Source organism: Janibacter hoylei PVAS-1, from assembly GCF_000297495.1.
GTDB classification, from domain to species: domain Bacteria; phylum Actinomycetota; class Actinomycetes; order Actinomycetales; family Dermatophilaceae; genus Janibacter; species Janibacter hoylei.
The window spans coordinates 17620-29097 of record NZ_ALWX01000002.1 but is presented as its reverse complement, the minus strand read 5'-3'; the positions used below and the strand labels follow the sequence as shown (position 1 = coordinate 29097).

Sequence of the window (11478 nt, the reverse complement as noted above, 5' to 3'; positions counted from 1 at the left end):
GACCGTGTCCCAGCCGTGGTCGTCGGCGTMGTAGCCGCGGCCTCCTGCTCGGTCGAGGTCTCGCCGTGGCCGCGATGGTCGTGCATCCACGCTGCGTAGCCGGCGTCGGTGAGCGCCTGCGCGAAGCGCTCGTAGCGCCCGGAGTGCTCGGCCATCCCGTGGGCCATCTGGACGACGCCCTTGGCCTCGCCGTCGGGCTGCCAGGTGCGCACGAAGAGTGGCAACCCGTCCTGCGGGGAGGTGATGGTCGTCGTCTCTGAACGCATGCAGTCAGACTAGTGGCGAGCACCCTCAGTAGACCTTCAGTTGACGGTGCAATAATCCCGGCAATTCCGCCCCCGCCTACCCCGAGGGACCCATGAGCAGCAAGAAGTCGATGTCCGCCCGCGAGGTCAAGCTCGCCGAGGCACGCAAGAAGGCCCAGTCCGCCGAGCGTCGCCGCTCCCTCCTCCTGGCAGGTGCCGCAGCCGTGGTGATCGCACTCATCGCTGGCACCGTGGGCTATGCCATCGTCAGCGAGCGCGACGACCGCCGGGCCGCGGGAGACCTGTCGGGGGCCAAGACCTTCGACTACACGGGCGGCAACCACGTCGAGGGCAAGATCGACTACAAGGAGTCGCCGCCCGTGGGCGGCGAGCACAACGGCGTGTGGCTCAACTGCGGCACCTACGACACGCCGGTGCCCGACGAGCACGCCGTCCACTCCCTCGAGCACGGCGCCGTGTGGATCGGCTACGACCCCGACCTGCCTGAGGCCGACGTCAAGAAGCTGGACGACGCGCTGCCCGACACCTACACGATCCTCTCGCCCTACGAGGGCAAGATGCCCGGCAAGATCGTCCTGTCGGCCTGGAGCAACCAGCTGAGCGTCGACTCGGCTGACGACCCGCGGATCAAGGGCTTCATCAAGGAGTACCGGCAGGGCAAGCAGACCCCCGAGCCCGGGGCGGCCTGCACCGGTGGTGTGACCCCCGAGACGAGCCTGGTCAAGTGACCCCCCGGGTCGTCCTCGCCGCGGTCGTCGCGCTCGCGATCGGTCTCGTCGCCGGCCTGGCGCTCAGCCGCGTCGGCGGGGACGACCTCCCTGGTGACGACAGCGTCGCCGCCGGCTTCGCCCGCGACATGCAGACGCACCACGACCAGGCCGTCGAGATGTCCTGGATCATCTACGACCGCACCGACGACTCGTTGGTGCGCTCCCTCGCCTACGACATCGCGCGCACCCAGGAGTCGCAGTCGGGGCAGATGGCCGGTTGGCTGCAGGTCTGGGGGCTCTCGCCCACCGGACCCGGCAAGCAGATGGACTGGATGCGTGGCCTGGGCCACGAGCACGGCGCAACGATGACCCTCGGCGATGACGGCCTGATGCCCGGCATGGCGACCCAGGCCGAGATGACCAAGCTGAAGGGGATGCGCGGCAAGGCGGCCGACATCTACTACCTCCAGATGATGATCCGCCACCACAAGGCGGGTGTGCCGATGGCCGAGGCCGCGCGTGACAACTCTCAGAATGACGCCGTCGAGACCCTCGCCCAGTCGATCATCAACAGCCAGACCACCGAGGTCGAGACGATGACCCAGATGCTCAAGGAGCGCGGCGCCAAGCCACTGCCGGGGTGATCTCGCGGGCGTAGCGGCAGGATGTCCACATGGACTTCGGCATCGAGACGATCAGGGCGGCAGCGCAGCGAATCGAGGGCCGGGTGCGGCGCACGCCCCTGCTCTCCTCCCCGATGCTCGACGAGCTCTGCGGCGCGAGGGTGCTCGTCAAGGCCGAGGCCCTGCAGCTCACCGGGTCCTTCAAGATCCGCGGTGCGCTCAACACGCTGCTGTCGCTGACCGAGGCGGAGCGGGCGGCGGGTGTGCTCGCCTTCTCCACCGGCAACCACGGGCAGGCCGTCGCCGCCTCGGCCCGGATGACCGGCGCGACGGCGACGATCGTCATGCCGCAGGACGCGCCGCAGATCAAGGTCGACGGCTGCCGCTGGTGGGGCGCCGAGGTCGTCTTCTACGACCCCGCGACCCAGGACCGCGAGGTCGTCGGTCGCGAGCTGGTCGAGCAGCGTGGGCTGACCCTCGTGCACCCCTACGACGACCCCCGGGTGATGTCCGGCCAGGGCACCGTCGGGCTCGAGATCGTCGACCAGCTGCGCGAAGGGGGCCACGCCCCCGACGCGGTCATCGTCCCGTGCAGCGGTGGCGGGCTCTCGTCGGGCGTCATCACGGCGGTGCGGGACACGCACCCGGAGGTGGCCCCCTTCGTCGTGGAGCGGGACGGCTACCCCAAGATGGCGCGCTCGCTCGTCTCCGGCAGGGTGGAGAAGGTGCCGGCGGTGCCGGTCTTCCTCGATGCGATCGGCTCGCCGACGGTCGGCGAGCACACCCTCGCTGCCCTGTCCCGGCACGGGGTGACCGGGCTCGAGGTCACCGACGACCAGGCGCGGGTCGCGATGCGCGAGGCTGCCCGCACGCTCAAGCTCGTCGTCGAACCCGGCGGCTCCGCGGCGCTGGCCGCGCTCATCGCCCAGAGGGAGCGTTTCGCCGGGCAGACCGTCGTCGTCGTGGCGAGCGGCGGCAACGTCGACGCCCCGGTCATGGCCGAGGTGCTCGGGGGCGCTGGGCCTGCAGGATCGCGGCCCGCTCGTCCGCGGTGAGCTCGCGGTCGGCGTAGACCAGCCGGACGGCCTCGGGGTCGGGGTTGCCGGCGTCCGAGCCGTGATCACACGAACACGACGAACACAGGCTGGCGAGCATGAGAGAGGGCCCGTTCGTCATCAGCTGCTTCTCATCCACAGGCGCACGTCACGTTGTCGCCGGGTCCGGCTACGGTCTGACCGTGGCCCTCCATCTCCACCGCGCGCAGCGCACCGACACCCTCGCCGACGAGCTCGGCGAACTGCTGGCGAGCCCGCTGCCCGACCCCTTCGCCCAGGAGGTCGTCGTCGTGCCCGAGCAGGGCATCGAGCGGTGGCTGGCACAGCGCCTGTCCCACCGCCTCGGCACGGGCGAAGGGAGCCACGACGGGGTCTGCGCCGGCGTCACCTTCCTGCGGCCGCGCTCCCTGGTCACGATGCTCACCGGGCGTGACGACGACGATCCATGGCTGCCGCAGCACCTCGTCTGGCCGCTGCTCGAGGTCATCGACGCCGGGCTCGGGCAGCCGTGGTGCGCAGCGCTCAGCCGGCACCTGGGGCACGGCACCGACGACCCCGACGGCACCCGCGCCGGCCGCCGCTACTCGGTCGCGCTGCGGCTGGCCCGGCTCTTCCACCGCTACGGCCAGAGCCGGCCGACGATGCTCGCCGACTGGCGCGAGGGGCGTGACACCGACGGCACCGGCGGCCCCCTCGACCACGACCTGGTCTGGCAGGCCGAGCTGTGGCGGCGCCTCGTCGGCGTCGTCGACGCGCCCCCGCCGGACGTGCGGCACGCCGAGACGGTCGCTGCCCTTCGAGACGGTCGCGGGGCGACCTCCTCAGGGACCGGGGGCGTCACGGGCGGCGGGCTCGAGCTGCCGGAGCGGCTCTCGCTCTTCGGGCACACCCGGCTCGCGGTCACCGAGGTCGAGCTGCTGCACGCCCTGGCCGGCAGCCGCGACGTGCACCTGTGGCTGCCCCAGCCCTCGCCCGACCTGTGGGAGCGGCTGACCCCCTTCGCCGCCGAGGGTGTGGTGGCCCGCGACGACGACGCGACGAGCGACCTCGTCCGGCACCCGCTGCTCGCCTCGCTGGGGCGGGACTCACGCGAGCTGGTGCGGGTGCTGGGGGCGACCTCCGGTTCCCGAGGAGGCGCGCCAGCGCCGTCTCGAGGGGCAGGGAGCGATCACGGGCCCTCCTCGGGGGGGCGATCTGGAGGCGCGGTCGGTGCTCGAGTGGCTGCAGGCCGATCTGCGCGACGACCACGTCCCCGACGAGAGCGAGCGCACCGCCCGGACCGTGCCGACCGACGACCGCTCGATCCAGGTCCACGCGTGCCACGGGCCCGCCCGGCAGGTCGAGGTGCTGCGCGAGGTGCTCGTCGGGCTGCTCGACGACGACCCCACCCTCGAGCCGCGCGACGTGCTCGTCATGTGCCCCGACGTCGAGACCTATGCGCCGCTCATCGGCGCGGCCTTCGGCCTCGGCGAGCACGGCACTGACGCCGACGGCGTCGACACCCACCCCGCCCACCGGCTGCGGGTACGGCTGGCCGACCGGTCGCTGCGGGCCACCAACCCCCGGCTCGACGTCGCCGACCGCGTCGTCGGCCTCGCCGGCGGGCGCCTCACCGCGAGCGAGGTGCTCGACCTCGCGGCGAGCGGGCCGGTCCGGCGCCGCTTCGGCCTCGACGACGACGACCTCGCGACGATGACCCGGTGGGTCAGCGACTCCGGCATCCGGTGGGGCTACGACCAGGCGGGGCGGGCCCCCTTCGCCCTCGACGTGGAGCCCCAGGGGACCTGGCGGTTCGGCCTCGACCGACTCCTCGTCGGGGTCACCGTCTCGGCCGACGGCCCGCTGCAGGTCGGCGGCGTCATGCCCCTCGACGACGTCGGCAGCGGCTCGGTCGACCTCGTCGGCCGGGTGAGCGAGCTGCTCGCCCGCATCGGTGAGGGCCTCGACCGGCTCGAGCACGCCGGCCCGGCCACCGAGTGGATGGAGGCCCTCACCGAGACCGTCCTCTCCCTGACCGACGTGCCCCCGCGCGAGCGCTGGCAGGTCGGCGACCTCCAGCGCACCCTCGGCTCCGCCGCCCGGCACGCCAGCGACGACGTGCCGCTGCGCCTCGCCGACGTGCGGGTGCTGCTCGCCGACCAGCTCGCCGGGCGCCCGAGCCGGGCGAGCTTCAGGACCGGCGGCCTCACCGTGTGCACGATGACCCCGATGCGCTCGGTGCCGCACCGCGTCGTGTGCCTGCTCGGCATGGACGACGACTCCTTCCCCCGCCAGCAGGCGATCGACGGCGATGACGTGCTCGCGCGGCGCCCGATGACCGGCGAGCGCGACGCCCGCAGCGAGGACCGCCAGCTGCTCCTCGACGCCGTGCTCGCCGCCCGCGAGCGGCTCGTCATCGCCTACACCGGCGCCGACGAGCACAGCGGCGAGCCCTGCCCGCCCGCCGTGCCGCTCGGCGAGCTCCTCGATGCCGCCCGCGAGACGACCACGGCACCGGTCGAGGTCACCCACCACCCCCTGCAGCCCTTCGACGCGCGCAACCTCACCGTCGGGGGGCCCGGGGGTGGGCGATCCTTCAGCTTCGACCGCTCGGCACTGCTCGCCGCCCGCGCCGCGGTCGGCGAGCGCACCCCGCCCGGGCGACTGGTCACCGCCCCACTGCCCGGTCGGACCGTCGCCGATGTCGGCCTGGCCGACCTCATCGCCTTCTACGACAACCCCGCCCGCGGATTCCTCCGCGACCGGCTGCAGGTGGGCGTCTCCCACGACGTCGACGAGGTGAGCGACCGGCTGCCCGTCGACCTCGACGCCCTGGAGAAGTGGGCCGTCGGCGACCGCGCCCTGCGCGCCCGCATCGCCGGCCAGGACCCGCGCTCGATCTACCGGGCGGAGCTGCTGCGCGGCGCGCTGCCACCCGCCGGTCTCGGTGAGGCGACGCTCGAGGAGATCGGCCGCACCGTCGAGCAGCTCATGGGCCAGCTCGCACTCGGGCCACCAGAGGACCCGCGCGCGGTCGACATCGAAGTCACGCTGCCCGGCGACCGCCGCCTCACCGGCACCGTCGACGGCGTCCGCGGTCTGCACCTCGTCGACGTCACCTACTCCCGCTTGGGCGCCAAGCAGGTCATGGGCGCGTGGATCCGCCTGCTCGCGCTCACCGCTGCCGGCACCGACGACGAGGGCTGGCAGGCCTCGACCCTCGGCAAGGGCTCTCGGGGCAAGGTCGCGCGCACGAGCTACGGCGTGCTGCCCCGCGAGGCCGCCCGCTCGCACCTGACGACCCTGCTCGACGTCTTCGCCCTCGGTCAGACCGCGCCGCTGCCCCTGCCCGTCAAGACCGCCCACGCCTGGGCCCAAGCGGTCAGCCGCAACCCCACGCGCACCCGGCTCGCGCAGCAGCAGGCCGCCAAGGAGTGGGAGGCCTCGCTCCTCAAGAGCGGCGACACCATCCCCGGCGAGCGGGACGACTCCTGGTGGCGCCTCGTCCACGGGCGGGAGGCCCCCTTCGACGTGCTGCAGCAGACCCTCGCCGGCCCGGGCAGCGACCTGGCCACCCTCGCCCCGCGGGTGTGGGGGGCCCGCGCTCGACAACGTGGGGAGCACGGCATGAGCGCGAGCGCACTCACCCCCTTCGACATCGCTGGCGAACTGCCCACGGGCACCGTCCTGCTCGAGGCAAGCGCCGGCACCGGCAAGACGTGGACGATCGGCGCGCTCGTCGCGCGGCACGTCGCCGAGGGCGTGGTGCGCCTCGAGGACATGCTCGTCATCACCTTCAGCCGGGCCGCCTCCCGCGAGCTGCGCGAGCGGGTCCGCGAGCACCTGCGGCACGTCCACCGGCTCGTCGCCGACCCCCAGCTGCCGACCGACGACGAGGTCGTCGCGCTGCTGCGGCAGGGCAGCGCCGACGAGGTCGCCGAGCGGGCCCGGCGGCTGCGCGACGCGCTGACCCACTTCGACGCAGCGACGATCGCGACGACGCACCAGTTCTGCCAGCTCGTGCTGCGCGGGCTCGGTGTCGCCGGCGACACCGACCAGCACGCCCGCCTCGTCGAGGACCTGTCGGACCTGCGCGACGAGGTCGTCGACGACCTCTACGTCCGCGGCTTCGCACAGGGCGGACCAGCCGCCTTCTCCCGCAAGCGCGCCGGCGAGATCGCCCGCGCCGTCACCGACAACCCGCATGCCGAGCTCGAGCCCGCCTCCCTCAAGGGACGCTCCGCCGACGCCCGGAGCCTGGGCTTCGCCCGGCTCGTGCGTGAGGAGCTCGACCGACGCAAGCGCCGCCTGGGCGTGCTCGGCTACGACGACCTGCTCTCGCACCTCGCGATCGCACTCGAGGACGAGGACTCCCCCGCCCGAGCGCGGATGCGGCAGCGCTGGCGGGTCGTGCTCGTCGACGAGTTCCAGGACACCGACCCGGTCCAGTGGCAGATCCTGGACCGCGCCTTCAGCGGGCACAGCACACTCGTGCTCATCGGTGACCCCAAGCAGGCGATCTACGGTTTCCGCGGCGGCGACGTCGACACCTATCTCACGGCCGCCGAGTCGGCGACCACCCGGCACACCCTCGGGGTCAACCACCGCTCCGACGCGCCGCTCGTGCGCAGCCTCGGCGTCCTGCTCGGCGGGGCACAGCTCGGCGACGAGGAGATCGTCGTGCACCAGGTGACTGCCGCCCGTGAGGGCTCGCGGCTCAGGACCGCCGACGGCAGCCTCCCTGACGGCCAGTTCGCCCCCGTGCGGCTGCGCGCGGTGCCGAGCGCCCGCGTCGAGCAGCCCGGGCAGAGCATCTCGATCGCCACCGTCCGCCCGCTCGTCGCCGCCGACTGCGCCGCGGAGATCACCCGGCTGCTCGCCGGTCGCACGACCTTCGACGGGCGCCCGCTGCGGGCCGGCGACATCGCCGTGCTCGCCCACACCCGCAAGCAGCTCGACACCGTGCGCTCCGCGCTCACGGCGGTCGGGCTGCGCTCGGTCATCGTCTCGAGCGAGAGCATCTACGACTCCGTGGCCGCGGAGCACTGGCTCACCCTCCTCGAGGCGATGGAACTGACCCACCGCGCCGAGCGGGTGCGCGCGGCGGCGCTCACCCCCTTCGTCGGGGCCGCGGCCACCGATCTCGACACCCGCGGCGACGACCTCACCGAAGAGGTCGCCCACCGGCTGCGCACCTGGGCCGCCCTGCTCGGGCGACGCGGCGTCGCCGCGGTGCTCGCCGCCGCCACCGCCGACGGGCTCGACGCCCGCGTGCTGCGCCGCACCGACGGCGAGCGGCTGCTCACCGACCTGCGGCACATCGGCGAGACCCTCCACCAGCGGGTCGTCACCGAGGGCGACGGCCTGGCCTCGCTCACCGCGTGGCTGCGCGAGCGCATGGCTGCCAGCCGCAAGGAGGAGCGCGCCCGCCGCCTCGACAGCGACGCCGACGCGGTCCACCTCGCGACGATCCACGCGAGCAAGGGGCTGCAGTACCCCGTCGTCATGCTGCCCTTCGTGTGCGACCGGTGGCTGCCGCGGCCGGACGTGCTGCACTTCCACAGGGCCGACCGCACCCGGGCACTCGACATCGGCATCACCTCCGACGACGGCCGCTCCGACCGCCTGGCCCGGGCTGCCGCCGAGGAGAGCGGCGAGTCGTTGCGGCTGCTCTACGTCGCGCTGACCCGCGCGCAGAGCCAGGTCGTCACGTGGTGGTTCCCCTCGGCGCAGAGCACCGGACCGTCGCCGCTGCACCGCGTCCTCCTCGGCCGCACCCAGGGGCAGGCCGAGGTCCCGCCGAAGCACCCGGTGCCCGGCGACGAGACCCTGCAGGACCGCCTCGCGGACTGGGAGCGCCGGGGCGCGCTGCGGGTCGAGTACGTCGACCAGCCCACCCCCGTGAAGATGTCGCAGCCCCAGCCGGTGACCGAGCTGGCGGTCCGCGACTTCACCCGCACGGTCGACGACGCCTGGCGCCGGACCTCCTACACCGCGCTGACCCGCCCCCTGGACGAGGTCCCCCGGGCCAGTGCCGAGGATCTCGTGGCCAGCGAGCCGGAGGTCACCGACCGTCAGGACGAAGGGGGTCCCGCCGACCTCGTCGTGGCGGGTGGAGCCGACGCGGCGGGCCGTACCGATGCGACGGGCCGTGCCGACGCGGCCGGGGCTGCGGGAGGCGAGGGGCATCTCCCTTCGCCCATGGCGCAGCTGCCCGTCGGAGCGGGCTTCGGCTCGCTCGTCCACGCGGTGCTCGAGGAGGCCGACGCGCAGGCCGAGGACCTGCTCGGCGAGCTGCGGGCGCACATCGAGGAGCAGATCATCGCCTGGCCGGTGCCCGACCTCGACCGCGACGCCCTCGCCGCTGCGCTCGTCGAGGTCATCGAGACCCCGCTCGGGCCGCTGGCCCCCGGCACCCGGCTGCGTGACGTCGGGGCGCGGGACCGCCTGTGCGAGATGGACTTCGAGCTGCCGCTCGGCGGTGGCGACGACGCCCCGCCGCCCAGCGACGACGGCGCCGTGCTCGGCGACCTCGCCGCCCTCATGCGCGAGCACCTGCCGGCCGACGACCCGGTGCTGCCCTTCGCCGACGTGCTCGACGACCCCGTGCTCGGCGGACAGACGCTCCGCGGCTATCTCACCGGCTCGGTCGACATCGTCCTGCGGATCGGCGAGCGGCACCTCGTCGTCGACTACAAGACCAACTGGCTCGGGCCCGTCGACACCCCGCTGACGACGGCCCACTACGACCCGACCGCCCTGCGGGAGGCGATGACGCACTCGAGCTATCCGCTCCAGGCGATCCTCTACGGGGTCGTGCTGCACCGCTTCCTGCGGTGGCGGCAGCCGGGCTACGACCCGCACCGGCACTTGGGCGGCGTGCTCTACCTCTACCTCCGGGGGATGGCCGGGGAGCAGACACCGCTCGTCGACGGGCACCCGACCGGCGTCTTCTCCTGGGCCCCGCCGGTCGCCCTGGTCACCGGTGTCTCCGACCTGCTCGACGGGCGCCGACCCGCGGGTGCGGGCGCAGGTCCGGGCTCGGGCGCCGGGGCCCGCACGGGCGCGACGACGAGCGAAGGGGTGGACCGATGACCGAGGTGCTCGACCGCTACGACCGCCGGGTCGCCCGCAGTGCCACCGGCGAGCTCGCCGACCTCAACGCCGCAGGCGTCATCGAGGCTGCCGACGTCCACGTCGCGAGCCGTCTCGCGACGCTGGTGGACGATGAGGACCCCCTCGCCCGCGTCACGCTCGCGCTCGTGGTGCGCGCCGCCCGCGAGGGGTCGACCAGCCTCGACCCGGCCCACGCGCGCGAGCTGCTCGAGGAGTCGCCCGTCGCCCTGCCGCCGACACCCGAGTGGCTCGAGCAGGTCGGCGGCAGCGCACTCGCCGAGGCCGGGGTGCTGCTCGTCGAGCACGACCTCGTCTACCTCGACCGCTACCACCGCGAAGAGGTCCAGATCGCGCAGGACCTCCAGCGCAGGGCACAGACCCCTGCCCCCGAGATCGACGAGGAGATGCTCGAGGCGGGGCTGGAGCGCGTCTTCCCCCGCGACGGCTGGGGCGAGCAGCGCGACGCCGTCCGGGCGGCCGCCGGCCGCCTGACGACCGTGCTCGCCGGCGGTCCGGGCACCGGCAAGACGTCGACCGTCGCCGGCCTGCTCACCCTGCTGCTCGAGCAGGCCGAGGCCACCGGTCACCGGCCGCGGATCGCCCTGGCCGCGCCGACGGGCAAGGCCGCCGCCCGGCTGCGCGAGTCCGTCCTCGGCTCCCTGGGCCACATGCCCGAGCAGGACCGACAGCGCCTCGGCACCGACATCGAGGCCGTCACCGTCCACCGTCTGCTCGGGTGGCGGCCCGACAGCGGCAACCGCTTCAGGCGCGACCGGGGCAACCCGCTGCCCCACGACATCGTCGTCGTCGACGAGGCGTCGATGCTGTCGCTGACGCTCACCGCCCGCCTGCTCGAGGCCCTGCGCCCGGGCGCCCGGCTGCTCCTCGTGGGCGACCCCGACCAGCTCGCCTCGGTCGAGGCCGGTGCCGTGCTCGCCGACCTCGTCGCGGGCTACGGCGACGACGGCCCGGTGGCGCGCCTGCAGACCTCGCACCGCTTCGGCCACGAGATCGGCACGCTCGCCGAGGCCGTGCGCGTCGGCGACGCGGACCTCGTGCTCGAGCTGCTCGCGCAGGCCCGCCCGGGTGGCCCGGTCGAGCACCTGCCGGTCGCCGACGTCATCGGGGCCGACGAGGCCCTGCGCCTGCGGCTGCTCACCCATGCCGAGCGGCTGCGCGACCTCGCCCTCGCGGGCCGCTACGCCGACGCCCTGCGCGAGCTCGGTGAACACCGGCTGCTCTGCGCCCACCGGGACGGACCGTGGGGCGTGGGGCCGTGGAACGACCGCGTCGAGCGGTGGCTCGCCGAGGCGAGCGACCACCTCGGTCGCCAGGTCGTCGGCCGGCCCCTGCTCGTGACGACCAACGACCGGGGTCTGGGCCTCTTCAACGGCGACACCGGCGTCATGGCGCTGCGGGCCGACCACCGCGTCGTCGGGGTCTTCGGCGAGCCCGATGCCCCGATCGTCCACGCCGCCTCGACCCTCGGTGAGGTCGACACCGCCCACGCGCTCACGATCCACAAGAGCCAGGGCAGCCAGGCGCGCTCGGTCACCGTGCTCCTGCCCGACGCCGACTCACGCCTGCTCACCCGTGAGCTGCTCTACACCGCGATCACCCGGGCCCAGGAGTCGGTGACCCTCGTCGGCTCCGAGGCAGCGGTGCGGGCCGCGGTCGAGCGGCGCACCCAGCGCGCGACGGGGCTGCGGCACCGGGTCTGAGGCTCCGA

General features: G+C 74.1%; 6 protein-coding genes and 1 pseudogene. 6 read left to right on the top strand and 1 reads right to left on the bottom strand.

Annotated elements, in window-relative coordinates:
• A partial coding sequence (locus B277_RS00485; RefSeq protein ID WP_007923894.1) for an alpha/beta hydrolase occupies positions 1 to 266 on the bottom strand: 266 nt, incomplete at its 3' end.
• Between the two features lie 92 nt (positions 267 to 358).
• Here B277_RS00485 and B277_RS00480 point away from each other — a divergent pair.
• The 6 genes and pseudogenes from B277_RS00480 (at position 359) to recD (ending at position 11470) form a co-directional block, all read left to right on the top strand.
• Entirely contained in the window at positions 359 to 994 is a 636-nt protein-coding gene (locus B277_RS00480) for a DUF3105 domain-containing protein (protein ID WP_007923893.1), read from the top strand.
• On the top strand, positions 991 to 1620 hold the full coding sequence (locus B277_RS00475; RefSeq protein WP_007923892.1) for a DUF305 domain-containing protein: 630 nt from the start codon (positions 991 to 993) through the stop codon (positions 1618 to 1620). Before B277_RS00480 ends, B277_RS00475 begins: the two co-directional genes overlap by 4 nt.
• 29 nt (positions 1621 to 1649) lie before the next feature.
• A complete protein-coding gene (locus tag B277_RS00470) occupies positions 1650 to 2654 on the top strand; it encodes a threonine ammonia-lyase (protein ID WP_007923891.1) in 1005 nt (334 codons plus the stop codon).
• Positions 2655 to 2752: 98 nt separating this feature from the next.
• Positions 2753 to 3751: pseudogene (locus B277_RS19390) on the top strand (exodeoxyribonuclease V subunit gamma); the annotation flags it as partial.
• Between the two features lie 112 nt (positions 3752 to 3863).
• Complete coding sequence (gene recC / locus B277_RS19385; protein ID WP_007923887.1) at positions 3864 to 9728, top strand: exodeoxyribonuclease V subunit gamma; 5865 nt, start codon at positions 3864 to 3866, stop codon at positions 9726 to 9728.
• Entirely contained in the window at positions 9725 to 11470 is a 1746-nt protein-coding gene (gene recD / locus B277_RS00455; protein ID WP_007923878.1) for an exodeoxyribonuclease V subunit alpha, read from the top strand. The genes recC and recD overlap by 4 nt, the downstream gene beginning before the upstream one ends.
• Positions 11471 to 11478: the final 8 nt, after the last annotated feature.

Bases quoted from the DNA above. Each gene is read 5' to 3' on its own strand.
- B277_RS00480 (WP_007923893.1), top strand. From the start codon at position 359: ATGAGCAGCAAGAAGTCGATGTCCGCCCGCGAGGTCAAGCTCGCCGAG.
- recD (WP_007923878.1), top strand. From the start codon at position 9,725: ATGACCGAGGTGCTCGACCGCTACGACCGCCGGGTCGCCCGCAGTGCC.
- B277_RS00470 (WP_007923891.1), top strand. From the start codon at position 1,650: ATGGACTTCGGCATCGAGACGATCAGGGCGGCAGCGCAGCGAATCGAG.